This window comes from Candidatus Paceibacter sp., assembly GCA_013360865.1.
In the GTDB taxonomy this organism is placed as follows: domain Bacteria; phylum Patescibacteriota; class Minisyncoccia; order UBA9983; family UBA9983; genus SURF-57.
The window spans coordinates 1-22,395 of record JABWAS010000011.1; the positions used below are offsets into that span (position 1 = coordinate 1).

At 43.7% G+C, this 22,395-nt stretch carries 29 protein-coding genes and 2 tRNA genes; 19 read left to right on the forward strand and 12 right to left on the reverse strand.

Annotation, left to right across the window (positions count from 1 at the left end; all coding sequences use genetic code 11):
* The first annotated feature begins 223 nt into the window (after nucleotides 1-223).
* The 13 genes from HUT38_02935 (at nucleotide 224) to HUT38_02995 (ending at nucleotide 9,118) form a co-directional block, all read left to right on the forward strand.
* The gene (locus HUT38_02935) at nucleotides 224-379 is read left to right on the forward strand and encodes a hypothetical protein (protein NUQ57413.1); all 156 of its coding nucleotides are present in this window, start codon (nucleotides 224-226) and stop codon (nucleotides 377-379) included.
* A gap of 549 nt (nucleotides 380-928) precedes the next feature.
* Nucleotides 929-1,318, forward strand: coding sequence for a hypothetical protein (locus HUT38_02940; protein NUQ57414.1), 390 nt, complete (start codon nucleotides 929-931; stop codon nucleotides 1,316-1,318).
* Nucleotides 1,319-1,379: 61 nt separating this feature from the next.
* Entirely contained in the window at nucleotides 1,380-1,586 is a 207-nt protein-coding gene (locus HUT38_02945) for a hypothetical protein (protein NUQ57415.1), read from the forward strand.
* A 308-nt stretch (nucleotides 1,587-1,894) separates the two neighbouring features.
* Nucleotides 1,895-2,149, forward strand: a complete 255-nt coding sequence (locus HUT38_02950; protein ID NUQ57416.1) for a hypothetical protein — start codon at nucleotides 1,895-1,897, stop codon at nucleotides 2,147-2,149.
* Nucleotides 2,150-2,223: 74 nt separating this feature from the next.
* A complete protein-coding gene (locus tag HUT38_02955; GenBank protein NUQ57417.1) occupies nucleotides 2,224-2,565 on the forward strand; it encodes a hypothetical protein in 342 nt (113 codons plus the stop codon).
* A 139-nt stretch (nucleotides 2,566-2,704) separates the two neighbouring features.
* Nucleotides 2,705-3,205: a hypothetical protein gene (locus tag HUT38_02960; GenBank protein ID NUQ57418.1), complete on the forward strand. Its 501-nt coding sequence runs from the start codon at nucleotides 2,705-2,707 to the stop codon at nucleotides 3,203-3,205.
* Nucleotides 3,206-3,449: 244 nt separating this feature from the next.
* Complete coding sequence (locus tag HUT38_02965) at nucleotides 3,450-3,668, forward strand: type II toxin-antitoxin system HicB family antitoxin (GenBank protein NUQ57419.1); 219 nt, start codon at nucleotides 3,450-3,452, stop codon at nucleotides 3,666-3,668.
* Nucleotides 3,661-3,876 carry a type II toxin-antitoxin system HicA family toxin gene (locus HUT38_02970; GenBank protein NUQ57420.1) on the forward strand — a complete coding sequence of 72 codons (216 nt, stop codon included), beginning with the start codon at nucleotides 3,661-3,663 and terminating at the stop codon, nucleotides 3,874-3,876. The genes HUT38_02965 and HUT38_02970 overlap by 8 nt, the downstream gene beginning before the upstream one ends.
* Complete coding sequence (locus HUT38_02975) at nucleotides 3,873-4,379, forward strand: hypothetical protein (protein NUQ57421.1); 507 nt, start codon at nucleotides 3,873-3,875, stop codon at nucleotides 4,377-4,379. Before HUT38_02970 ends, HUT38_02975 begins: the two co-directional genes overlap by 4 nt.
* Nucleotides 4,380-4,466: 87 nt before the next feature.
* Nucleotides 4,467-5,054 (forward strand): hypothetical protein, encoded by a 588-nt coding sequence (locus HUT38_02980; protein ID NUQ57422.1) that lies wholly within the window; start codon nucleotides 4,467-4,469, stop codon nucleotides 5,052-5,054.
* A 75-nt stretch (nucleotides 5,055-5,129) separates the two neighbouring features.
* Entirely contained in the window at nucleotides 5,130-5,606 is a 477-nt protein-coding gene (gene tsaE, locus HUT38_02985) for a tRNA (adenosine(37)-N6)-threonylcarbamoyltransferase complex ATPase subunit type 1 TsaE (protein NUQ57423.1), read from the forward strand.
* A gap of 383 nt (nucleotides 5,607-5,989) precedes the next feature.
* Nucleotides 5,990-8,242, forward strand: a complete 2,253-nt coding sequence (locus HUT38_02990) for a hypothetical protein (protein ID NUQ57424.1) — start codon at nucleotides 5,990-5,992, stop codon at nucleotides 8,240-8,242.
* 3 nt (nucleotides 8,243-8,245) lie between these two features.
* Nucleotides 8,246-9,118, forward strand: a complete 873-nt coding sequence (locus HUT38_02995) for a hypothetical protein (GenBank protein ID NUQ57425.1) — start codon at nucleotides 8,246-8,248, stop codon at nucleotides 9,116-9,118.
* Nucleotides 9,119-9,303: 185 nt separating this feature from the next.
* Here HUT38_02995 and HUT38_03000 read toward each other — a convergent pair whose 3' ends face one another.
* The 5 genes from HUT38_03000 to HUT38_03020 form a co-directional block, all read right to left on the reverse strand.
* On the reverse strand, nucleotides 9,304-9,735 hold the full coding sequence (locus tag HUT38_03000) for an RpiB/LacA/LacB family sugar-phosphate isomerase (protein ID NUQ57426.1): 432 nt from the start codon (nucleotides 9,733-9,735) through the stop codon (nucleotides 9,304-9,306).
* A gap of 206 nt (nucleotides 9,736-9,941) precedes the next feature.
* A complete protein-coding gene (locus HUT38_03005; protein NUQ57427.1) occupies nucleotides 9,942-10,334 on the reverse strand; it encodes a hypothetical protein in 393 nt (130 codons plus the stop codon).
* A gap of 193 nt (nucleotides 10,335-10,527) precedes the next feature.
* Nucleotides 10,528-10,600 (reverse strand) — tRNA-Lys (locus tag HUT38_03010).
* Between the two features lie 62 nt (nucleotides 10,601-10,662).
* Nucleotides 10,663-11,181 (reverse strand): hypothetical protein, encoded by a 519-nt coding sequence (locus tag HUT38_03015; protein NUQ57428.1) that lies wholly within the window; start codon nucleotides 11,179-11,181, stop codon nucleotides 10,663-10,665.
* A 15-nt stretch (nucleotides 11,182-11,196) separates the two neighbouring features.
* Nucleotides 11,197-12,063, reverse strand: coding sequence for a hypothetical protein (locus HUT38_03020; GenBank protein NUQ57429.1), 867 nt, complete (start codon nucleotides 12,061-12,063; stop codon nucleotides 11,197-11,199).
* A gap of 140 nt (nucleotides 12,064-12,203) precedes the next feature.
* Here HUT38_03020 and HUT38_03025 point away from each other — a divergent pair, with 140 nt between their 5' ends.
* From HUT38_03025 to HUT38_03035, 3 genes are all read left to right on the forward strand, one after another.
* Entirely contained in the window at nucleotides 12,204-12,533 is a 330-nt protein-coding gene (locus HUT38_03025) for a type II toxin-antitoxin system HicB family antitoxin (protein NUQ57430.1), read from the forward strand.
* A complete protein-coding gene (locus HUT38_03030) occupies nucleotides 12,466-12,693 on the forward strand; it encodes a type II toxin-antitoxin system HicA family toxin (protein ID NUQ57431.1) in 228 nt (75 codons plus the stop codon). The genes HUT38_03025 and HUT38_03030 overlap by 68 nt, the downstream gene beginning before the upstream one ends.
* A gap of 136 nt (nucleotides 12,694-12,829) precedes the next feature.
* Entirely contained in the window at nucleotides 12,830-13,312 is a 483-nt protein-coding gene (locus tag HUT38_03035) for a hypothetical protein (protein ID NUQ57432.1), read from the forward strand.
* Nucleotides 13,313-13,330: 18 nt separating this feature from the next.
* On the opposite strand, the gene mutM is transcribed toward HUT38_03035, so the two are convergent.
* Nucleotides 13,331-14,209 carry a DNA-formamidopyrimidine glycosylase gene (gene mutM / locus HUT38_03040; GenBank protein NUQ57433.1) on the reverse strand — a complete coding sequence of 293 codons (879 nt, stop codon included), beginning with the start codon at nucleotides 14,207-14,209 and terminating at the stop codon, nucleotides 13,331-13,333.
* 1 nt (nucleotide 14,210) lies between these two features.
* Nucleotides 14,211-14,792: a Holliday junction branch migration protein RuvA gene (ruvA, locus tag HUT38_03045; GenBank protein ID NUQ57434.1), complete on the reverse strand. Its 582-nt coding sequence runs from the start codon at nucleotides 14,790-14,792 to the stop codon at nucleotides 14,211-14,213.
* Nucleotides 14,793-14,919: 127 nt separating this feature from the next.
* Between ruvA and rpsT the strand changes: the two genes are divergently transcribed.
* The gene (gene rpsT, locus HUT38_03050; protein ID NUQ57435.1) at nucleotides 14,920-15,177 is read left to right on the forward strand and encodes a 30S ribosomal protein S20; all 258 of its coding nucleotides are present in this window, start codon (nucleotides 14,920-14,922) and stop codon (nucleotides 15,175-15,177) included.
* A 73-nt stretch (nucleotides 15,178-15,250) separates the two neighbouring features.
* On the opposite strand, the gene HUT38_03055 is transcribed toward rpsT, so the two are convergent.
* The 3 genes from HUT38_03055 to HUT38_03065 form a co-directional block, all read right to left on the reverse strand.
* A complete protein-coding gene (locus tag HUT38_03055) occupies nucleotides 15,251-15,898 on the reverse strand; it encodes a hypothetical protein (GenBank protein NUQ57436.1) in 648 nt (215 codons plus the stop codon).
* A 106-nt stretch (nucleotides 15,899-16,004) separates the two neighbouring features.
* Nucleotides 16,005-16,076: transfer RNA gene (locus HUT38_03060), tRNA-Arg, on the reverse strand.
* A 96-nt stretch (nucleotides 16,077-16,172) separates the two neighbouring features.
* Nucleotides 16,173-16,643, reverse strand: a complete 471-nt coding sequence (locus tag HUT38_03065; GenBank protein ID NUQ57437.1) for a hypothetical protein — start codon at nucleotides 16,641-16,643, stop codon at nucleotides 16,173-16,175.
* Nucleotides 16,644-16,697: 54 nt separating this feature from the next.
* On the opposite strand from HUT38_03065, the gene HUT38_03070 reads away from it, so the two are divergent.
* Nucleotides 16,698-18,131, forward strand: coding sequence for a methionine--tRNA ligase (locus tag HUT38_03070; protein ID NUQ57438.1), 1,434 nt, complete (start codon nucleotides 16,698-16,700; stop codon nucleotides 18,129-18,131).
* A gap of 156 nt (nucleotides 18,132-18,287) precedes the next feature.
* On the opposite strand, the gene HUT38_03075 is transcribed toward HUT38_03070, so the two are convergent.
* Both HUT38_03075 and HUT38_03080 read right to left on the reverse strand, forming a co-directional pair.
* On the reverse strand, nucleotides 18,288-20,168 hold the full coding sequence (locus tag HUT38_03075) for a hypothetical protein (protein ID NUQ57439.1): 1,881 nt from the start codon (nucleotides 20,166-20,168) through the stop codon (nucleotides 18,288-18,290).
* A 519-nt stretch (nucleotides 20,169-20,687) separates the two neighbouring features.
* On the reverse strand, nucleotides 20,688-21,011 hold the full coding sequence (locus tag HUT38_03080; protein NUQ57440.1) for a four helix bundle protein: 324 nt from the start codon (nucleotides 21,009-21,011) through the stop codon (nucleotides 20,688-20,690).
* A 52-nt stretch (nucleotides 21,012-21,063) separates the two neighbouring features.
* Here HUT38_03080 and HUT38_03085 point away from each other — a divergent pair, with 52 nt between their 5' ends.
* Entirely contained in the window at nucleotides 21,064-22,083 is a 1,020-nt protein-coding gene (locus HUT38_03085) for a hypothetical protein (GenBank protein NUQ57441.1), read from the forward strand.
* Nucleotides 22,084-22,395: the final 312 nt, after the last annotated feature.

Here is a 22,395-nt window from a genome sequence, read left to right on the forward strand (position 1 = left end):
GTTCGGGACAATATGCAATATAATTTAGGCCTTTTAAGGCCGACGGTCCCAAGAAACGATGAATTTGCCCGGCGTTTAGACAATCTGATGGAGCGCTTGCTCCTTCTGTGGTCGTAAATTATATGGGGTTTCTTTAGGAATAAGGAAATGTTTATGGCCAACGAAGGGGCAAGTGTCCCAAAGTACTTTATATTTAAATCTTTTTTGGAAAAGGAGATTCAAAATGAGTACGAAGGAATTGGAGTTGGAAAAAGAGGCGAGTAAGATTTTAAAAGAAAATGGTTTTATGTGGGACGGGAGGAAGAAAGAGGAAGTTGGTAAAACAATTTTCCTCAAGCCACAAACAGGCGTAGGTTATCCCCGCCCTCATTATAAATAAACCATTTCAACCATTCATTCCAAAACTCATTTCAAATAAGGCTATTTCAAAAAATAGCCTCCCTTCCAAAAAATATTTTCAACCTGCCATGGTCATCCGCTTCGGGGGTCCTGGCACGGTTTAGAAAATATTTTTCGGAAGGGAAATTTATTTCCCGAGAGTACATTGAACTCCGAGGAGCGAAGGCAGATCGCTTCTTGTGTTTTGAGGGGTAAATCCCATCAAACATGCCTTTAATGTTTAGGATCGTTCATGACCCCAAGCTGTTTATGGGAAGTGGAACGGTTAAGTGGAAAGTGTGTGTGGCAGGCCACCACGCTTGCTAAGTACAGAGGTTCTCTGTACATCTGCCAAAAACATCAATCTCCGCCAAATAATCGCGGAGATAACATAAAGGCGAGCAAAAGAATTTCAAAATTTTCTCCGTTCGCCTCCCTTTCAGAGATTGTTCGCAGGAGCAGTTTCTGAAAGGGAAAATGTTTTCCCGAAGGATAGTACTTTTTAATTTAATATTTGGAATCTGAAAATTTTCTGAAAAGGAGAAAAACCATGTCAACGAAAATGATGAGTGTGCCGGTAGGTAAGGTAGAAGAGGCAATCAACGGGGCAAGGAGATTGATAGAAGATTTACGCGAGATACAAAAAAGCCGTGTTGTTGAGATTGATGGAGAAAACGGGACAATAGACGATGTGGCCGAGTTAATAGCAAGAAGTGTGGAAGATGGCGCTAAATTGGAAGAAGCGATGTTTAATGTGGAAAACAAGGTTTTCGTGAAGTTGGTTGAGCGGGGGCATGATAATAATGTTAAGTTGGCTAATGTATTAGGTATAACCCCGGATAATCTTAGACAAAAACTTTTTACCAGGGGCATAAAACTAAAGGAGGTGAAAAAAGCCCTTGCCGGGGAAGGTGTTGTCGTCAAACAGCCACAGTCTTGATGGTTGTTTACTTTTCTTTTTTCTTTCACTTTTTTGGCCTAAAGCCGAAAGGAGGCGTTGTATGGATATCGAAACATTCATGAACAACTTTGTTGTAAGTCCTGAATTTTCCGCCAAGTATGGGCAGGTTGTATCTGTCAAGGTGGACCCCATGTATATCCCAACGGAAAATCGCTTTTTTGGGACATATAGAATGATAAATGGGGAACTCATGGTAGTAGAGTTGGCTATTTCCGTTAGGCCACCTACCGAAGATGAGGCGACGTGAGGCGGCGCCCCGCAGAGCTGATACTGCGGAAATTAAACAGCGTCAGAAAACGTGAGCGGGGGACCTGCGCGAATAAAATAAGGCAGGCGAGACCGCGCTTTCGTATCCAGGGTATGGTTTTATAAACCAACACACTAGAGCCGAGAGGGAGCAGAACCTCAGACCCAAATATTTAAGAGTTTCCGAGATTCTCTTAAAAATCTCTTTCTTTCAGAGATTTTGATTTGTTTCAAAATTTCTGAAAGGGAATTAAATTTCCCGAAGTACTTTTATAACTTCATATTGGAATCTTTTTTAGGAGAAAGTTTATGGAAATAGAAGATATGACAAGACAAGCAAGAAATAAGGCCCTGATTAATAAGATAGAAACTTATAAAAAAATTGGCCTGACACCATCCGATGCTGGATGTTTGGCTGAACTTGGACAGACGGCTTTTAACACGGCTTTGGTTAAAGCCGAAATAGACAGAATTAAAGAAATATTAAAAAAATACCCGAACAAGAAAAAGGAAATCATACAAGCAATAAAAGATAATTTCCCGAGTTACGTTGAGATATTTTAAGGAGAAGAGGTAAAAGTATAAAATATACTCGCGTGAGTATATTCAGATTGAACACTGACTTAGGAGGAAAGAAAATGCGTAAATTTTTTGTTGTAATGTTATTGGTTGGCCTGATGTTCTGTGGCGTTTCCGTCACGGTTGCAAAGGAAAACGGCACCGAGGAGTGCGATGCCGTTTCTCTTGAGCAGGTTTTGGCTCAAGCGAGAGGGGTAACGGTAAACGCCGAATTCCTCAAGGAGCTGAAACCAACCATGGATGAAGTTAAAAAAGTTGCTGAAAACATAGCTAGGGAGCAAAGCAAGGAGCTTGCTGAAAATACCCGAAAACAAGAGGAAGCTCTTGTTGAGGGCAAAAAGAAGTACGATGAAGCGATTCATCGCTATTTCAGGCGAAACGGCCGGCCAAGTGGCCGATGACATTTCTCAATTTTACTTCTCTAACCATACTCCAAGTTCTTGATACTGTTCCATTCGCGAGAGAGCGCGGTAGGAATGGTTGAAAAGGTAGCCGAAAGGCGAGTCTTGGGGAAAACCTTAATGAAAGGGGGTGATTGTATTGAAAATTCCAATTGCCGTTGTTCAAAGGGATCGCGAAAACCTGGCTGGGATAAAGAACTGTGTTAAAAAGCTAAACCCGTCTTTGGCGGAAGAGATTTTTTACACAAACAATCCTGACAGAGTTCTCTGGTTTGCTGAGAACAAGGACACACTGTTCGTTGTTTCTGGGCAGATATTTGTACCGGAAGAGTGCGGAGGCAGTAGTATTTGCCGAGGCACTCATCTGGCGAGGCTGGTTAAGAAAAAGTGCGAAAAAGCTTTTTTCTTTATATACAGCACGATGCCGGAAATGAATGAATATGTGGACGGAGTAATTTCTAAAGAATACGGAACGATAATTTCCGGCGAGCATGGTCATTTGGCTGAAATATTGTGTCATTTGGACACATTTGTTTCAAACCTAAAAGACCAGGATGTCAAAAACATCCTTCGCGGAATGGGAAAAGAGTTCTGTGAATTAAAAAGGGAATTAAACTCCGTCTTATTCGGGGCCGAATGAAGGAGGCGGCCTGTCAACAGAAGCGATAAACGGCTCTTTCCGTTTTCGCGCCTGGGTTGGGATTATGGAATCCCCGCCCGACATCTTGTTCCTTAAGGACAAAAGATTCCATTTAATTTTTCCGCGAATGGGCGGAAAGAAAGGAGGCAGATATAGAATTGCGGCAAAAGGCAATTTTACGTCTGCCTTTTGTTGTATAAAATCAAGTATTGATTTTAAGTTTTCATTCGGATAACATTAAACCATGAAGAAGCTGGAGCTAAAAAATGTCTTATGGAAAGAGGGTAAATACTATGTTGCCCAGTGTCTTAATGTTGACGTATCCAGTTTTGGTAGGACTAAGCCGGAGGCGATAAAAAATATAAAGGAAGCACTGGAACTATATTTTGAAGATATGAAATTTCCTAAAATCAAGAAAGTAGGCAATCCTGTTATCATTAGCGAAGAATTGCAATATGCCTAAACTGTGTTCCTCAAAAACCATTATCAAAGTCCTTGAAAGCAAGGACTTTGTTTTTGTTTCACAAAGAGGAAGTCATATAAAGTATAGAAAAAACAGTTCCGCGGTTTTAACAGTCATTATTCCTGCAAATAAAAAAGAAATTCCGCACGGGACTTTCAAATCAATTTTAAGGCAAGCGCAATTAAAAGAAGAAGATTTTATATTATGAAAATCATTTCAATAAATGGGCAAGGCGGGACGGGAAAAACAACAACCGCAAAAGTCCTGCTTGGCCGCTTTGAAAATTCAGCTTACATATCAGGCGACGCTCTTGTCGCGGTCAATCCTTTCGGAGTCAATGAAAAAACGGACAGATTGGTGATAAAAAATTCAATCTCTTTAGTAAAAAACTTTGAGCAAGAAAATTACGGCATTGTCATAATTTGCGGGATTATCAGAAATCAGGCTCAGCTTGATTCGTTTGTAAACAATCTTAATGAAAAAACGGATTTTCTTTTTGTTTGGCTTAGGGCTTCAAAAGAAGTTAGACACAAAAGGAGAGTGGAAAGGGCAAGAGACGGGGCTGACAATCCAGCCGAATTTGATTTTATAGATAAAATAATTCCCGACCAAGACTCTTTCAGTATGAAGTTTGGGCAGTTTTTGGAAATAAACACAGACGATAAAACACCCGAAGAAGTCGCTGAAATAATTAAAAAAGAAATTCAGTAAATAAGGCATATGTCTGCCTTTTGTTGTATTGGGAAAAAATTATATAATGCGAGTATTATATAATTGTCAGCATGACCAAATTTAACCATGAGAAAAATTTTGCTTTTCCCGGGTGCTTTTAATCCTCCTCATTGCGGGCACGCGGAAGCTGTTATAAAAGTTCTTGAAAAAAATAAAAATAAATTTGATGAGCTTTGGATTATGCCGTCAGGCAAGCGCGATGATAAAAACATCACAACCGATTATAAGCATCGGCGGGTCATTGGGAATCTTTTTGTTGAGTATTTGAAGACTAGGATAGATATTCCCGCAAAACTGATTACGGCAGAATTAGATGATAAGAGCGGAAAGTTTACACATGAAATATTGGAGGAGATAAAATCGCAACCTGACATACAAGTAACTCAACTAATAGGATTGGACGGGTTTTTAAATATCAAATATGGGTTATTTGATAATGAAGAGTCGTTTATAATAATAAAAAGAAAAGGTTATGAACTGCCGGAAAATTTTTCTCATAGCGGTAATATAATAATTTTTGACGGGGAGGTTAAACCAATATCAAGCACCCAAATACGCGATATGGTTAAAAATAATGATGGCCGGTACAAGTTCCTTGTACCGGAAACAATAGCCGACTACATAGAAAAGAATAATTTGTATCATAAAACATGACCGATAAAATGCGATCGCTTTCTTGCTGTCGCTTTTGTTTTTTTGGATTATTTTCTCTTGTGCTAGGATGTTGTTATGAAAATTTTTATTTCAAACAATCAAGACGACACTCAAAAAATCGCCAGAGATTTGGCGGAAGAAATTTTGGCCGGAAAGGCAATGTCAAGGTTGAACCTTGACATTGGGGGCGAAGGGGCGGTTGTGGTGGCGCTGATAGGATATCTGGGCGGCGGCAAGACGACTTTCGCGCGGGGGTTCGCGGATGGGTTAGGGATTGAGGAAAAAACCAAAAGCCCGACATTCATAATATTTAGAAAATCAAAAATAAAAAACCAAAAGTCAAAATTTAAGAACCTTTATCATTTTGATGTTTACAGGATTCATGATGAAAAAGAAATTTTAAATCTCGGCTGGGAGGAAATAATTTCAAATCCGGAAAACATCGTGCTGGTGGAATGGGCTGACAAAATAGAAAAAATCCTGCCGAAAAATTGCGTGAGAATAAATTTCAAACACTTGGCGGGGGACAAAAGGGAAATAGAAATTATTTAAACGGCAGATTGCAAAACGGCTCCAAACTGATAATCTTAAACAAAAGTTTTTTGAAATAAATTTCTTAAAAGTTTTACAAAAAGGAGGGTGTGATGGAGAGAGATTGTGATTGCCTTGGCGATTGTTCTTTTGGAATTAAGCTAAACCCAAAAGAAGCGACATACATAGAAGAGAATCATTTTTTGGTTATTTCCAATAACTGCAAAAGTAAAATTCCCGAAAGTTATGAATTTGTGAAATCGAATGAAAAATACTCTATGTACAGATTAAAATCTTCAAATTAATTTAAAAAATAAAAATTTGTAAAACTGAAAAAGCAGACGTTTCACCGAGTCTGCTTTTTTATTTTCCTAAACAGGTGTTAAAATTAAACTAATAAAACTATGGGAAAAGATAACCGCAAAATACTGGTCCTTTTAGACGCCCACGCGATATTGCACCGGGCGTTTCACGCGCTTCCAGACTTCACTTCGCCGAAGGGCGAGCCGACGGGAGCTCTTTATGGTTTCACAGCCTTTTTGCTCAAGGTTATACGGGAATTGAAGCCGGATTACATCGCCGCCGCGTATGATATGCCGCAGCCGACTTTCCGCCACGCCGCTTACGAAGACTACAAAGCCAAGCGGCCGAAGATGGACGACGCGCTGGCCAAGCAGATAAACCGCTCGCGCGATATTTTAAAAGAATTTAACGTTCCGGTTTACGCCGCGCCTGGTTTTGAAGCCGACGATGTGCTGGGAACGGTGGTGGAAAAAGTAAAAGATAAATCGGGAGAGATACAAACGGTAATCGCATCCGGAGACATGGACACTCTCCAGCTCGTGAAGAATGGCGACGTGGTGGTTTACACTCTCAAGAAAGGAATAAACGACACGGTTATCTATGATGAAAAAATGGTCAACGAAAGATATGGCTTCGGGCCGGAAATGATACCGGACTTCAAGGCGCTCAAAGGCGACCCGTCGGACAACATCATCGGAGTCAAAGGCATAGGAGATAAAACTGCCACGGAGCTGATAAAAAAATACGGCGGCATAGAAAATTTGTACGGCGAGTTGGCTAAAGGAAAAGTTGAAGCCAAACCCCGCGTGGTTGAGTTGTTAAAAAACTCGGAAGAGGAGGCGCGGTTCAGCAAGACTTTGGCGGAGATAAGAAGAGACGCGCCGATAGAATTTTCTCTTGATGACGTGTCCTGGAAGAAAAATTTTGATCCGGAAAAAATAAAAAATATTTTCAACGAGCTCGGCTTCAGGAGTTTGATAAACAGGCTGCCGGGAAAAAACGGAGAAGCGGTGAACGCGCCGGAAAAAGAAAAAATCGCCGTCAAAGAAAAAGAAACAAATGAAAAAGAAAACGCGGCGCAAAAAACATCATCCGGCAAAACTGAAGTTCCGGAAAAGCTGCAAAAAGAAATTGAGAAGCCTTTGGAAAAAATTTTAACGGAGATGGAGAAGGCGGGGGTTTTGCTGGACGTGGATTACTTGAAAAAATTATCCGAAGAAAAGCATAAAGAGCTGGACGAACTTCAGAAAAAAATTTGGAATCTGGCCGGAGAGGAGTTCAATATAAACTCGCCAAAGCAACTTGGAGAAATTTTGTTTGTGAAGCTGGGTTTGGGCGGAGCCCGGCCGAAGAAGACGGCTACCGGCGCTTACTCCACCAACGTCAGCCAGTTGATGAAGCTCAAGGGCTCGCATGAAATTATTGACCACCTGATGGAGTTCAGGGAAATTTCCAAACTGCTTTCCACCTACATAGACGCCCTGCCGAAACTGGCGGATAAGGATAATCGCTTACACACGCATTTTGATTCTTTCGGCACGGTTACGGGCCGACTGTCATCGGAGAATCCCAATTTACAAAATATCCCGAAGAGGTCGGAGAGGGGAAGAGAGGTGCGGCGGGCGTTTATTGCCGACAAAGGATTCAAACTGGTTGACTTTGATTACTCGCAGATTGATTTGCGGGTGGCGGCGATTCTAAGCGGCGATAAGAATCTAGTGGAGATCTTTAAAAAAGGCGAGGACGCGCACAATTCGGCGGCGGCCAAAGTGTTTAAGGTAAAGCCGGAAGATGTTACGCCGGAAATGAGGCGGAAAATTAAAGTCATAAATTTTGGAGTACTCTATGGCATGGGCATCAACGCTTTGCGGCAAAATCTGGGCGGCACCAGAGAAGAAGCGCAAAAGTTTTACGACGAATATTTCAAAAGTTTCAGCGACTTGAAAGGTTACATAGAGAAAACAAAAAAATTCGCCAGAGAAAACGGCTGGACGGAAACTTTGTTCGGAAGGCGCAGATATTTCCCGGAAATCAAGTCGCCCCAGGAATACATAAGGAAAGAAGCGGAGCGCATGGCGGTGAATATGCCGATACAAGGCACCTCGGCCGATTTTATAAAACTGGCGATGGTGCGAGTGGACAAGATTTTGGCAGAAAAAGGATTGAAAGACTATGTGCGAATGCTTCTTCAGATCCACGATGAGTTGCTTTTTGAAGTTAAAGAAAGCGCCGTCGCTCAAGCCGCCCCGATTATAATAGAGGCGATGGAGGGCGTGCATGCCAACGAAGTGCCGTTGAAAGTAAACGCCGAAGTCGGGGATAATTGGGAGGAGATGAAAGAATACAAAGTTTAATTTATGTTTTACCTCATTTACGGCAAAGATACATACAGGAGCAGAGAAAAGCTCAATGAACTGCTGAATCATTTTAAGACCAAGGTTTCAGAACTGGGGTTTTTCAGAATTGACGGGGAAAGTTTCAGCGGGCAAGAGTTTGAGGAATTGCTGAAAGCCAGAACTTTGTTTGAGAAAAAATACGTAGTGGTTTGCGACAGGGTGATGGAAAACAAACCGGCGGCGGATTTTGTGATTGGCAAAATCGAGCAATGCGCCGAGTCGGAAAATATTTTCCTGTTTTGGGAGGAAGATTTGGACGATGAAATTTTGGAAAACCTTAAAAAGCGTGCCGCCAAAGTTCAAATTTTTGAGCCGCTTTCGGGTGTGAAATTAAGAGCATGGTTTGGTGAGAAAAAAATATCGGCGCAAGTAGCTGAAAAAATAATCGCCCAATGCGGTTCGGACTTATGGCGCGCGGCAAAGGAAATTGAGAAATACCAACTTGGAAGCGAAGCTTCCAAGTTGGAGAAAGCGTTTGATTACAATCCATTCGCCATCTGCGACGCGTTCGCGGAAAAAAATAAAGCCAAAGCGTGGATTTTGTACCAGCAGGCGCAAATGGCCGGCGTTGAAGCCGAAGAAGTTTTTTATAAAATTCTCTGGCAGATAAAAAATCTGCTGATGGTGAAGAAGCTGCTGGCCGCCGACGCCAAAGACATCGCCAAGGAATCCGGCCTCAAGCCGTTTCCGGCCGAAAAAGCCGCTAAAGCCGCCAAAAATTTTACGGAAGAAGAATTGGAAAATTACTCCTATGAGATGTTGAGAATCTACCATGAAGAGAGAAGAGGAGAATCGGAACTGCCGATAGAGTTTGAGAAATTTCTGGTAAGTTGAGTCGTTGTTGAATTTCGGAATAACATCATTTGCTCGGCTCGCATAATTTCCTGCCTGCCGGCAGGCAGGTCTGCTGAAAATTTGTTCTTCTCGCGCCGTCGCGCTGCGAAAGGCGCCGCGCCCGACATGCCCGACGGCAGTCGTGGCGGGCGGGTCGCAAACGATATTATTCCGAAATTCAACCCCTATTCTATTTTGCCAATTCTCCTCTTGTATTTCTCTCCGTTGGAAAACGGCGTTTGGAGCCAGACAGTTATTATCTGTTTCGCGGTTTCTAAGCCAACTTCGTCGGCGGGCAGGGACAAGACGTTAGTGTCGTCGTGTTCGCGGGATTGTTTGGCGGTTTGGACGTCGTCGGCCAAAGCGGAACGCACGCCGTGGAATTTGTTGGCAGTAATATCAACGCCTACGCCGGAGCCGCAGATTAAGATTCCTTTGTGTTCGGACGGTTTTTCAGAAACTTTTTCCGCCACCAGTTTGGCGAAGTCGGTATAGTCGTCATTGGGGTCGAATTTGGAATTGCCCATATCTTCAAAAGCGTATTTTTGTTCGGCCAGAAATTTTTTTATTTCTTCTTTTAAATTATAGCCGCGGTGGTCGGCGCCGATGTAAATCATAAAATAATTGTACTTGTTTCAATCAACGAAAGCAAAATAAATAAAAATGATACCTGTTTTAAGCTATCGCTGGAATTAGGTATCATTTTTATATTGATGTTTTGAATAAAAAAATAGCGCGCAGAATGATTGCGGGCGGGGAAAAGGAGTGATACTTGTCCCGCAGTCAGGCGCGCGCCGTGTGTCTTAGTTTAAGAAGAAAAAATTTATTCTTGTGTATCTGAAATATCTTTGTCGTTATATGGCAGTCCTTGTAAAAGAACGGCTTTTGGTATTGTTGATGGTGCTTGCTGAAATTGCAGCACGGCGACATCTTCCTGTTTCTCTGTCTGCTCAATACTTTTAAAATTAAACAGTGAGAATGTGTTGGGTATGTTTTTTACAACCTGGCGCATTATGTGTTCTGTGTCTTTAATTGACAACCCTTTCTTTAGACAGTAAGACGTTTTTTCTTTAATAAAGTTTCCCAGCCTTTCTGCTAAGCACAGCTCGATCTCTTGTTTAGCTTGTTCTTTTTTGCTTCCCCCATAAACCCCGTCCTGTCCTTCGTATTCTATCGGCGGCGTTACAAGCTCACCAGTCCTATTAATTCCACCCATAACCCTTTCTCCTTAAAAATTTTTATGAAGTTTTAAAAGTAACCGTTCAAGTATTTTTAACTTAGATTGGGAGATTTTGCAAATGCCTCCACGAGGATTCGAACCTCGGACCATCTCCTTAAAAGGGACCCCGTCACACTCTGAGTGTGACGGGGTAAAGCTGCGACATTTACCCCGTACCTTTGCCCGATTATGCCCTGTGAGGGAATCGAACCCCCGACCATCTCCTTAAAAGGGAGCTGCTCTACCGACTGAGCTAACAGGGCAAAGGTATGGGGCCGCCTGAGCCCGTCCCGCCAGTAGCGGGACCAACGAGGCGAAATATGTTTTACGTATGACGGTCGGCCAGAACGGATGCGCCGTAAGAGTACGGCTTGATGGCCGTTTCAAAACCATAACCCCTGACCATGCCGACGACGGAATCAACCAGTTCTTTGGTCGGGCCGTTGAGGCCGACGTCTAAGTGGACGGTGATTTTATCCTCAGCCAAAAAGTCGTTGCCGATAATTCTTTTTATGGCGTCTTTCAATTCCTGCACGATGACAATGGACCGAATTGTCTCCTTGTATATCCTGTCCTGGAGGGTGGGGCAGTATTCTCTTTCCGACCGCGCCCAGAAATACCTGCCGCCGTTTCCGATTTTTATGACGGCGATGGCCGTGACGAAGTGAGTTTCTTTAACCCCTTCCGAATCGGTGCCGACGGTTATTTTGTACTTGGACGAGGCGTCTTTCTTCATGTAAGAAGAGATGTGTTTTACCACCTCATCCATACCGATGTGTTTTTTTAACGTATCGCTGTAAAATTTTAAGGCGCTTGCGTTTGTTTCTCTCGCATTACCGGACATGGCCGCATTATACATTTAATAGCTGATGGAGTCAATCAATTTCCCGCGGGAATCTTTAAGGGTTATCGTTTCGCGGGAATTTTTCCACATTTCCAGATCGCGTCCGAGAAACACCCGCCACTCCGGTTTGTAATAATCGGAATCGCTTTTGTGAACTTCGGAACAGGTTTTGTAATTTATTTTTTCATTTACGTAGGCGTTGCAGAAGGAGGATAGGTCAGGCGGAACGGAAGCGACGGTTTTGCAGCGGGGCAAGCCGTCAATGAAGTCCAGGCAGTCGTCGTTGAGGTTGGAAGGCAGATTTTCTTCCCGCGGCAGAGGGCAGTTCAGGGGAAGTTTGGGCGTGAAGTCGCGGTGCTGCTCAAAGTATCCGGTGCATTTTGTGAGCTGGAAACTGACTCCGAGCTGGCTCCTGCCCGTTAAGACGACGGCTTTCTCTCCGGGGAGCAGAAAAATATCTTCTTCCGGCTGGGCTATTACGTCGGCGAAAAAGAACTTCGCCCCTTTGCCTATTGTTATCTCCAAACCGTTTCTGCCCTCAACCGCGAGTCCGGTAAGGCGGTATGGATTTTTGTTTTTTCTCGGCGCGCGGATTTCTATGAATTCTTCGTTGGGGTCGGTTTCCGTGGCGCGGCCTTTTCTGATTTCCAGTATGTCCGGCTCCGCTTCCGGCGCGGCGCTGGAAGAGCTGGCGCGCCTGCCGGAAATTTGCTCTTCAAGTTTAATTTGCTTTTGCGCCTTTCCGGAGTGTTGTTGCTGCGGTTTAAACAACCACCAGCCGCTCTTGGCGTTGGGGCGCAACGGACCGCCGGTAAAAAGCCAGACGATGCCCAAAATTGCCATTACAATGAGAAATTTTTTGAGGTCTTTTAAGGCGTCCATAAACGGCTTATAGCTTATAGCTTATAGCAAATAGACGCTTGCCACAACTTAGGATGTTTATAATTTCTGATGTGCGGGGCAGAAATGCGTCGAGCGGGAGCCGATTGACAAGCCCAATTTTGTTAGAATAACATAGGAGCATGTCAAAAGAATTTGAATATAAAATTGAATATGATGTTGATAAGGAAACAGGCCAAGTTACAGCGACTATACCAGAGTTGAATCACGTTTCGTCTTTCGGGGATACCTTTGCTGAAGCCGAAGCCAATGTTAAAGAAGCGGCCATCGGTTATTTGGAGGTAATTGTTAAGGACAAAGGAGAAATTCCCAAACCGCATTTAAAACGGAAGGCACTTACATTAAACTATTTATTCCAAATAGGGTTAAAACCGCTTAGTTGTCATGAGCAAACTAAAACGGCTAAGCGCGAAGAAGGTTGTTCAAAAGCTAAAAAGAGCCGGTTTTGTTGAAACTCATCAGCGGGGCAGTCATTTGTATTTGAGAAACAAAAACGGCTCAAAAATCGTAACTGTTCCGATGCACGGTTCAAAAGACATCCCCATCGGCACGCTTTATAATATTGTAGTAAAACAAGCCGGTTTGTCGGTAGAGGAATTTAATAATCTCTAATTTTAAACGGCGAGCTTGACAAAATCGCCAAATCGTGCATAATAAAAGCAGATTTTTTGATAATTCAAGCTTAATTCTAGCCAATTAAGTTTGATTCTTTTACAAAGCCGGCTAGGGCGGAGAAGGAGAAATCAAGATGGGAAGGTTTTTTGTTGGCGTTTGGTTTGATGATAATAAGACAGGACTCATTCGAAACAATTATTTTTCAAAAGGTATAGAAGTTGTTACTTTTAAGGATTTTAAGAATAGTAATATCTTCCTGGGACCAAAAGATATCCTGGTTGTTATAGAGGAAAATGAATATCCAATATCAGAGTGGTTAGAATTTTTAAGTAAAGAAAAATCAAAACCATTGACTCTTTTAATTTCTTGCCCATGTCACATTCGTGAAAAAAAAGAAATTCTAAGTAAGTATAATGTTGATTTTTTGGATTCAGAGCTAATAAAAAACAGTGAAGAATCAAAGAAAAACATCGGCAAATTAAGTTCATTGGTTTTTAACCGAGGGTTATTTGGAAACATCCGATTCATATCGGAAAGTGAGTGTAGACTTAGTTATGATTACAAGGGTGACCTTTTTATTCTTATTTCAAACCTTTTGTTTAAGAGCAGGTCTTAACGACTGCTCTTTTTCTTTTTACAATTTCTGATGGACGGGGCAGAAATGCGCCGAGCGGGAACCGACTTTGATTCTAGTTATAATGCCGCCGTCGTTTTTTTGGCATTTTTGTTTTTCTAAGCCGTAAACATATAAAATTTCCTGGTAATGACCTTTTTCGCCGTAAGGGTCGCGGTAGTCGGAGTCGGAAGTGCCGCGGGCTTCCAGCGCGCGTTTTAGAATTTTTTTGGCGGAATTGTAAATATTTTTCAGTTCCTCCTGGGTTAAAGAGGGAACAGGTTTAAGCGGGTGGATTCCGGCCAGCCACAAAATCTCGTCGGAATAAATATTGCCGATGCCGGCGAAAACGGTTTGGTCCATTAAGACGGTTTTAATTCTTCCTTTTTTGTCAGCGAGCCGTTCTCTGAATTTTTTTAAATCAAAATCTTTGTCAGTTGGGTCGGGGCCTAAATCTTTGGTATCTTTTAACTCATTTAGTTTATCGGTAGGCCAGAGCAAAACTTTGGCGAATTTTCGCAAATCGCTTAATGCCAGTTGCTTATTGTTTGATAATTCAAAAACCAGGTGAATAAATCTGTTTTGCGGGTCGTCTTTAATCGGTCCATTTTCTTTGCTTTTCCAACCTCCAATTTCTAATTTCCAACTTCCATATAACAGATGCCCTGTCATTTTCTGATGAATTAAGACCGTTTTATTGTTGCTTAAATCAATCAGAATATTTTTTCCCACCCTTCGGACATTTAAAACTTTTTCTCCGACAACTTCTCTCCTAAAATTTTCAAAAGAGACGTTTTTAAACATCCTTTCCCAGTCAGTCTGAACATCGCCGATTTTGAGACCGGGCAAAATTTTTTCCAAGTCGCTTACAATGGTTTGTACCTCTGGCAGTTCGGGCATTTTATTTCCCTAAAATTTTCAACGCCTCTTTAATTCTGGCGTTTACTCCGGTTGTCCCGTCCGGCACTTGTTTGAGGGCTTCGCGGGCTTCGGTGTTGGAATAGCCGAGAGAAACAAGCGCTTCCAAAACGCTTTGGTCGTCTTTGAACATCGCCTTGCCGGCCTCGTCCAGTTCTCCCATTTTGTCCCGCAGTTCTATTATCACTTTTTCCGCCGTTTTGCGACCCACTCCAGAAACTTTGGTAAGATAAGAGACTTCTCCGGCGGCGATAGCTTTCTTGAGGGTGTCTAGCGGAGCGATGGACAAAATCCCCATGGCCGACTTCGGGCCGATGCCGGATATCTGGATAAGCGTTTCAAAGAATTGCAGCTCCGGATATTGGGCAAAACCGTAGAGGTCTAGCGCGTCTTCTTTAACCCGCAGATGCGTCCAGAGGTGGAAATTCTCCCCGTTTTTGGGCGAATTTTTAAGAACCGACGGCAGGACGAATATTTTGTGGCCGATGCCGCCCGTGTCCACTATCAGGAACTTATCGCCCTTCATTTTAATTTTACCCTCAACGGAAGCGATCATTGGCTCCATAATAGCCCAAATCTTGCTTTTTTAAAACAATTTGCTAGTATTACGGATAATATTTATTATTCAGTCATTTTGATTTTTTATTTTTGAATTTTAAATTTGACTGATCCGCCTCTGGCGGAGAAGAAACATGCCCATTACTTCATCAGCCAAAAAAGCATTAAGGCAGTCGAACAGACGCAGAGAATTCAATTTGCGCCGTCTTAACGCCATGAAGACCGCCGTCAAACAGGTTAAAAAACTGAAAGAAGACGGAAAGAAAGAAGACGCGCTCAAAAATCTTTCCTTGGCTTTTAAGGCCATAGACAAAGCGGCCAAACGAGGAGTCATCAAAAAAGGCGCCGCCGACAGAAAAAAATCAAGACTAGCTAAACTCTTGGCGAAGTAAAACTTTAATATTTTCCTAGCAAAAACCCTTCCAACTCATGAGCTGGAAGGGTTTTTAAAATCCTATAGTTGTTCTATTTTAAGAGCTTTGATTCCATGTACTGCCTCAGTTCTCCGTAAGTCTTAATTGCAGCAGGTACCGCAATCCGGAGACAACATTTGCGGCAAACGATAGAGGAAAATTTTTCAGATGTCCTCGTTCTTTCCATGGCGCCGCCGCAATAATCATGGATACCGAGGCTTAAAAAACCTAACTCGCTTGCATCTTGCACGTGGTCAACAAAATAAGGATATAGAGCGAAGTCTGTGACTCGCGGAGGAAATTCAATCAAGGAGTCTTCTTCGGGCGTGAGATAAATTGGAGCAAGTGGTATGCTACGCTCAATCTCTTTTTTAAGCTGTTCAGCATCCTTATTGTTGGCTACCCTCCACGCGCAATCTAGCCAGCCAGTCGCGAAGTAATAGTCGTTATTACTATGACTTATTACTTTAAACGGACAATGACTATTAATTTTGTAAGTTTCGCCCGTGGCTTCGCCGTCTTGATGAATGTAGTTCCCCAAAAGGTGCCCTATAGTTAAATGACTTGCCCTAAAACCCGCCGCGGAAACCAGCTCAAAAACAATTTGCTCGTCTTCCAAAGAAGATTGTATTTTATCGCTCTGGTTTTTGTTATATTTAGAAACCAATTCAATAAACAGATTAACAATATCGTCATACATTTCTGTTCCTCCCGCATTAAAAGTTTTGAGATATAAGACTAAATAGTTGTTAACATCCTGTCTGTCAAACAGGCTCGCATTAAACAAATGGAAAGTCAACAGTTTTTGCTCTCAAGAGGAATTGAACCTCTGTCTCGGCCTTCGGAGGGCCGTATTCTATCCGTTGAACTATGAGAGCGGAAAGTTTAATACTGGTGCGCCCGGCTCTTCCTTCGCAGGGAAGCGCTCTATCCACTGAGCTACGGGCGCATTAAACGGGGCAGGCAGGGCTGTGTTAAAACTTCAGCAGTCTGGCCATGGAGGCGGCGAAGCTCTCGGTTATCTTTTTCTCCCTAAGATACTGGATAAGATACTCGCGGACAAGCTCCGGGTCGGCGTCGCCGAGCATTATCACCAGATGGGGCGCCATCTTTTTCTTGATCTCCAGTATTAATTCTTTTTTATGGGGCGGGTCGTATTCTATCCAGAAGTGGCTGATGCTGTCGTAGTCGTGAATCTTGCCCCAGGTCATTATGCCTCTGGGCGTAAGCTCAAACTCTACCGCGCGCGGCCTTCTTGCCCCATAGAGAGCGATGCAGAATCCGGACAAGGCGGCGAGCACCGCGAAAAGGAAATTACTCAAAATAACGGCAGCCAGAATCATCGCCAGGGTTATAATCCCCAGCACCCAGAACCATTCCGGACCCTTTTCGTGATATTCGTGCTCCGGCGCGCGCCATTTGATTTTCGCGGGAATGTTGCCCATATTTGCCACGCTTTATGCTACCATAATATAGTATATTATTAAAATTCAGCCGTTATGAACAAGTTTTATATCACCACCCCCATATATTACGCCAGCGGCAAGCCGCACATTGGCCACGCTTTCGCCGTCGTTTACGCCGACGTGATTTCCCGCTGGAAAAGGACGCAGGGCGACAAGGTTTTGTTCTCAACCGGCCTAGACGAACACGGTTCTAAAATAGAAGAGAAGGCCAAAAAAGAGAACAAAGAACCGCAAAAATTCGTGGACGAAATTTCCCAAAGCTATTTGCAAGCCTGGAAAGCTTTAAACATTTCCAACGACGAGTTTATACGAACCACCTCGGAGAAACACAGGAGTGGTGTTCTGGAATTTGTAAAAAAAATACATGAGAGCGGAGATGTATATGAAGGCTATTACGAAGGGTTGTATTGCGTCGGCTGCGAGGATTTTGTACTGGAAAGAAACTTGGTAAACGGCCTTTGCCCCGACCACCTCTTGCCGCCGCAAAAGATAAAGGAGAAAAACTTTTTCTTCAATCTAGAAAAAATTGAAAGCGGAGAAATCAAGATAACGCCGGAAAGCAGAAGGAATGAAGCTTTGGCGATAATAAAAAGCGATTTACCCGACTTTTCCGTCACCAGGGAAAATACCAAATGGGGGATACCTTTTCCGTATGACGCGAACCAAACAATTTACGTCTGGGCCGACGCGCTGATAAACTACATCACCGTTTTGGATTATCCGGATGGAGAAAAATTCAAAACCTTTTGGCCGGCCGATCTCCATGTCATCGGCGCCGAGATAAACAAATTCCATACGATTTTTTGGCCGGCGATGCTCCTGGCGGCCGGCTTGCCACTGCCCAAAGAAATTTTCATTCATGGGCTTTTTACCGTCAACGGTCAGAAAATGAGCAAGACCGTCGGCAATATCATAGACCCCATGGATTTGGCGGACAAATTCGGCGCGGACGCGACGCGATATCTGCTGTTGTCGCAGTTTCCCGCTTCCGAGCATGGCGACGTTAAAGCCGAGGAGTTTGCCAATAAATACAACAGCGACTTGGCCAACGGGGTGGGAAATTTGCTTGAAAGGACTTTTACCATGTTGGCGGATTTTAGAAACGGGAAAGTTGATAAAAATTCGCCTGTTGACGTCAAAATTAAAAACGCGGCGGAAGAGGCGGAAAAAAATTACGCGAAGCATATGGAAAATTACAGGCTTTTTGAAGCGCTGGCCGATGTTTTTTCCTTTATCAAAGCTTTGGACGTGTATATAAACGAAGAAAAGCCGTGGTCGCTGAACAAAAACAACGACCCGAAATTGGACGAAGTTTTAGCCGCGCTTTTATTCGGCGCGGAAAAAATAATTTCCTGGCTGGAGCCGTTTCTGCCCCAAAAAACGGAAGAAGCGAAAAGCTATCTGGAAAAATTAAAACGAGGGGAAATTAAAAAAGGCGAGCGGCTGGGGTTGTTTAGGAGGGCATAGTTTACAAAGCTTGCCTGCCAGGAGGCAGGCAAGAAATTAATAAAGTTAGGATTTGAAAAGTTCTAATAAAAATTGCGTCGAGCGGCTGCGCCGCAAATGCAAAGGGTCAAAGAATCAAAGAGACAAAGTGCCAAAAGTTATAAAGCGACCAAATCTCTAAGCTCCAAACTTGCGGAGACGGAACATGAACCTGAAGTCCGGATTCCAGTCGTCCGAAGGCTCCGCCCAACGGCCGTCCAGCCACAAACCATCGTCGTCGCGAGCCAGCCGGAAGACGAGCGGGCCGCCATCGGAGTCGGAAATTTGCTTCATGCCGATGCGGAACCATTCTCCTAAGGGTTGATTCAGATATTTCAAACGATAGTTGGGACCGGTATCGGGAGGACAGAGTTCAAGGCCAAGTTCAGTGATTCTGCCACTCGTAAAAGGCGCCGGCTTGCCATTTTTATCTACATCATCTTTTGTGCCAATGATTTGAGCGGTTGTCGCGCTACTCTTGAACCCAAGATCGGCAACGGTAAGACGAATAAGTGTTGCTTCTTCTCGACCGCCGGCTACGAATTCAGGATTTCGAAGCATGCTCTTTGCATAGCCGGAAATATTGATGCCGGCCGCTTCCATTTCGGAAATAAGTTGCTCAGCGGATTTTCCTCCTATCTCGACATTTTCTCTGTGGATTTTCTTATCGGGAAATGACGTATACACATGCTCAAGATTCTCCGGCAATTTCTGAAATATGCCCGGTTCGAGTTGGCCGACATACGCTTTGGTGTTTTCGTTTATCTGGCTCGGCACATGAGCGATTTGGTCTTTTGTGCATTCAAAAATCGTGAGCATATCTTCCTCGGCATTGCAATCGCGGCGAAGCTCCGCGACGCGAGGGTCTTTCTCGTAACCGAATCCCGCGATGGTCGAGTTTATTTCATACAAAAATACGAGGTCATCTCTGGTGAACGGTTCTTTCCGTTCATGTTTTTTCTCAAGTGCCGTGAGAATGCGCATGTTCTCGCTTTTCTTGCGATAGGCATCGGCTTCCGTTCCGAATTCGCCCAGTTTTTCGTCAAGCGTTTCTTGCATCAGTGGCTCGACGCCCTGATGCGGCAGAATGCCGCGCACTTCGCCGATCCTGCCTTTGCCCTCCATGCGGATGGCGAGACGTGGCTGGGTCGGATTGCCGGAAGCGTCGTTGGTGTAGTAGACGTAAAAGTCGCCGGATTCGATCTGGGTTTCTGCAGTTGAGCGACCTGCGGTACACCAACCAGTGCCTTTGCCCTCGAGAGACTCGAACAGTTTTTGCGCGGCTGCATTGTCGCCCTGTTCGTATTTCACCCACGATCCGCGAATCTCCTCACGGTTTTCCATCGAAGCGGCGAGCGATTTGGCGATCAATTCGGCATATAAGCTCGGGAATTTCTTATCGAATTCTCGGCGGGCTTCGGAATCCTCGTTGTTGTCTTTGAATCGTTCGTAGAGGTCGGCGATCTGCGCCAAGGGCTCTCTGTAAATGTCCGGATATGGAGCCACAGTCGAATCGGTGCGCTTCTTAAACTCGCCGCGCTCTTTGTCGAATTGCGAAAGCTTGATGATCTGATTCCACGCATAGTATTTAAACCACGCCGGATAGACCGCATCGTTTGAAGTGAGATACTCCATCCATGCGTCGAGAGAGTGTTTCTGATCTTCGATCGCAACATCCATCATCTGTTCGCGGACATCGGGAGGGATTTCTTCTACCGTCTGGCCCCGCTCACGCGCAATGCGCTTTTGAAGCTCAAAATACGATTCGGGAAAATTCTCCTTCTTGATGATGAGCTTGTCGTATATCTTGTCGCGAAACATTTCCAAATTGCGCTCACGAACGCGCTCGTCCGGATTCAAGAAAATGTTTTCGAGCCGATCCATGTATGCCTCTATGCGCTCGGACGGATCATTGGGAACTTTTTCGCCCTCGCGCCGCTCCTCGCGCTTTACGGCACGATTCACCTCGGGAGAGGTTTGGAGTTCAGGATTCTTGAGATGGAGGGGATGTTTTTCCATATATGAGCAGTTTAGCAAAAACTTATTGTTTAATAAAGTCCCTTCGGGCTATATAAACTCCTCGGCTCGGAAATAAAAATCAGAATTTTCATTTCCCTCGCTCTGCGTCGCTTATAAAGGATTTTTCTGATAAACTTATTTCAGATCGGTTGCATTGAACGGCTACGGCTTTTCAAGACCCTTTCGGCTCATGCGTACTGAGAGTCCGCTCGGTCAAGGCTTGGCGGAGAGGATGCGCGTGTCAGTCAACAAAAAAGAAAATACTTGGTGCAATGCGTTGGTTGATTCTCGATCACGCATAAAATACAGTCCGGTCTTTTGCGCCTTGCGCACCAGATGGACAGTGGCATTGATGACGCATCGCACAACACCGACTCCGATGGCAACCCGAACGTCTTCAAGCTGGAACGCAACGACGATGGTTTGTGGCTGAACGACAATTGGGCGAAGCCTTCGAACGACTGGAATCCGGACAACAAGTTCATGTTCCGTCTCCGAAACTGTTTTCTTTCCGCGGCTTCACATGTCGCGGTTTTTCTTTTCTGGATTATTTAGATTTTTCTTCCAACCGCCGAACATCTTGCCGACTTCCTCAAGTTTCAAAGCGACGTCCTCGCATTGCTTGTTTGAAATGAGTTTCCCTTCCCAAGAAACTGAAATGAGAAATTTCAAAGTGTCCAACATCAAAATGCAGTCGGAAATCTTTTCCGCTTTCTTATCCTTTTCGGTAAAATAGGCGATATACGCAAGCTCCAGCAGATCCAGAAATTTATTTTCAATTCGCGCGCCTATCGTATAGCGTGCTCCCTTAGAAATATGCGGAACGATATTAACCCAAATCAAATATCCCTCTTTGATCCGATTCAAAATCGAGGCGGAATCGAGAGAGAGGAAAATGCGGCCGCGTCATGTCTACCATGATATCATTTCCACGGAAAATTTGCTCGCGGCATGGCGCGAATTTCTGAAAAATAAGCGCGGCCGCAAGGACATTGAACGATTTTCACTTCATTTAACCGATAATATTTTTGTGCTACACCACGATCTGCGAGAGAAAACATATAAGCATGGGTCATATCAGGCATTCCGGATCAACGACCCGAAGCCGCGCGATATTCACAAAGCGACTGTGCGCGACCGGCTCTTGCATCACGCCATTTACCGGACACTTTACCCGTACTTCGACCCCAAATTTATCTTTGATTCTTTTTCCTGCCGTCGTAGCAAAGGCACGCACCGCGCCATGAATAGATTTCGCACATATGCACGAGCTGTTTCAAAAAATAACACGCGCACCGCTTGGGTGCTGAAATGCGATATACGAAAATTTTTTGCAAATATCGACCACACTATCCTTATCGATATTCTCAAGACTAGAATAAGGGACAGTGATGTAGTGTGGTTATTGAGAGAGGTGGTCGGAAGCTTTCATACGGAGAATAGATCCGGCGTGGGTCTGCCGCTTGGCAACTTAACGTCGCAGCTATTAGTGAACATTTACATGAACGAGTTTGATCACTTTCTGAAACGGGAAATGAAGGTCGCCCACTGCGTCAGGTACGCGGACGATTTTGTCATTTTGCATGAGAGCAAAGAATATTTGGAGAATCTTCTTCCGAAAATATCGGCTTTCTTGGAAACGCGATTGAAGTTGTCTCTGCATCCGGATAAGGTGTTTATTAAAACGTGGGCATCGGGCGTAGATTTTCTCGGTTGGGTGCATTTTCCGCATCATCGGGTGCCAAGGACATCTACCAAAAGAAGAATGTTCAAAAGGCTGAAGCAAAACGCGAAAGAGGAATCGCTAGCTTCCCATAGAGGTCTGCTTTCACATGGCAATGCGTACAAGTTGAGAAAGAAGATTGACGGGCAGTATCGTAACAACCTAAGCAGTTATTTGCCCGTGGATAGATAAACAACCTCAATAAAAAAAAGACTGGTTTCATAATTACTCATAATAACACACTCCCAAAAACTATTCGCATATAAATATGCACTGCTAAAAGGATGGTACGATTTTTAAAAGTTATCCACACCCTTCCAAAAATTGTTAATTTAAAAACATTGATGCTATATTTTTATCAGCGAGGCCGCGAGGTCAAACTAAAATATTATTAGTAATAATTTCCAATTTTCAAAAAATCAATTTTCAGTGAATTTATAAATTTTTAAATTTTCAACTGAAAATTGGAAATTGTAAATTGGAAAATTTTTTAAGAGATGGTTC

Coding starts and splice junctions, on each gene's coding strand:
- HUT38_02990 (NUQ57424.1), top strand. CDS start 5,990: ATGGGAAAAGATAACCGCAAAATACTGGTCCTTTTAGACGCCCACGCG.
- HUT38_03000 (NUQ57426.1), bottom strand. CDS start 9,735: ATGATTTACATCGGCGCCGACCACCGCGGCTATAATTTAAAAGAAGAA.
- HUT38_03015 (NUQ57428.1), bottom strand. CDS start 11,181: ATGTCCGGTAATGCGAGAGAAACAAACGCAAGCGCCTTAAAATTTTAC.
- mutM (NUQ57433.1), bottom strand. CDS start 14,209: ATGCCCGAACTGCCAGAGGTACAAACCATTGTAAGCGACTTGGAAAAA.
- HUT38_03055 (NUQ57436.1), bottom strand. CDS start 15,898: ATGTATGACGATATTGTTAATCTGTTTATTGAATTGGTTTCTAAATAT.
- rpsT (NUQ57435.1), top strand. CDS start 14,920: ATGCCCATTACTTCATCAGCCAAAAAAGCATTAAGGCAGTCGAACAGA.
- HUT38_03085 (NUQ57441.1), top strand. CDS start 21,064: ATGCGGCCGCGTCATGTCTACCATGATATCATTTCCACGGAAAATTTG.
- HUT38_03020 (NUQ57429.1), bottom strand. CDS start 12,063: ATGGACGCCTTAAAAGACCTCAAAAAATTTCTCATTGTAATGGCAATT.
- HUT38_02945 (NUQ57415.1), top strand. CDS start 1,380: ATGGATATCGAAACATTCATGAACAACTTTGTTGTAAGTCCTGAATTT.
- HUT38_03035 (NUQ57432.1), top strand. CDS start 12,830: ATGGGAAGGTTTTTTGTTGGCGTTTGGTTTGATGATAATAAGACAGGA.
- HUT38_02980 (NUQ57422.1), top strand. CDS start 4,467: ATGAGAAAAATTTTGCTTTTCCCGGGTGCTTTTAATCCTCCTCATTGC.
- tsaE (NUQ57423.1), top strand. CDS start 5,130: ATGAAAATTTTTATTTCAAACAATCAAGACGACACTCAAAAAATCGCC.
- HUT38_03070 (NUQ57438.1), top strand. CDS start 16,698: ATGAACAAGTTTTATATCACCACCCCCATATATTACGCCAGCGGCAAG.
- HUT38_02970 (NUQ57420.1), top strand. CDS start 3,661: ATGCCTAAACTGTGTTCCTCAAAAACCATTATCAAAGTCCTTGAAAGC.
- HUT38_03065 (NUQ57437.1), bottom strand. CDS start 16,643: ATGGGCAACATTCCCGCGAAAATCAAATGGCGCGCGCCGGAGCACGAA.
- HUT38_02955 (NUQ57417.1), top strand. CDS start 2,224: ATGCGTAAATTTTTTGTTGTAATGTTATTGGTTGGCCTGATGTTCTGT.
- HUT38_02965 (NUQ57419.1), top strand. CDS start 3,450: ATGAAGAAGCTGGAGCTAAAAAATGTCTTATGGAAAGAGGGTAAATAC.
- HUT38_03030 (NUQ57431.1), top strand. CDS start 12,466: ATGAGCAAACTAAAACGGCTAAGCGCGAAGAAGGTTGTTCAAAAGCTA.
- ruvA (NUQ57434.1), bottom strand. CDS start 14,792: ATGGAGCCAATGATCGCTTCCGTTGAGGGTAAAATTAAAATGAAGGGC.
- HUT38_02950 (NUQ57416.1), top strand. CDS start 1,895: ATGGAAATAGAAGATATGACAAGACAAGCAAGAAATAAGGCCCTGATT.
- HUT38_03025 (NUQ57430.1), top strand. CDS start 12,204: ATGTCAAAAGAATTTGAATATAAAATTGAATATGATGTTGATAAGGAA.
- HUT38_03075 (NUQ57439.1), bottom strand. CDS start 20,168: ATGGAAAAACATCCCCTCCATCTCAAGAATCCTGAACTCCAAACCTCT.
- HUT38_02940 (NUQ57414.1), top strand. CDS start 929: ATGTCAACGAAAATGATGAGTGTGCCGGTAGGTAAGGTAGAAGAGGCA.
- HUT38_02935 (NUQ57413.1), top strand. CDS start 224: ATGAGTACGAAGGAATTGGAGTTGGAAAAAGAGGCGAGTAAGATTTTA.
- HUT38_03005 (NUQ57427.1), bottom strand. CDS start 10,334: ATGGGTGGAATTAATAGGACTGGTGAGCTTGTAACGCCGCCGATAGAA.
- HUT38_02995 (NUQ57425.1), top strand. CDS start 8,246: ATGTTTTACCTCATTTACGGCAAAGATACATACAGGAGCAGAGAAAAG.
- HUT38_02975 (NUQ57421.1), top strand. CDS start 3,873: ATGAAAATCATTTCAATAAATGGGCAAGGCGGGACGGGAAAAACAACA.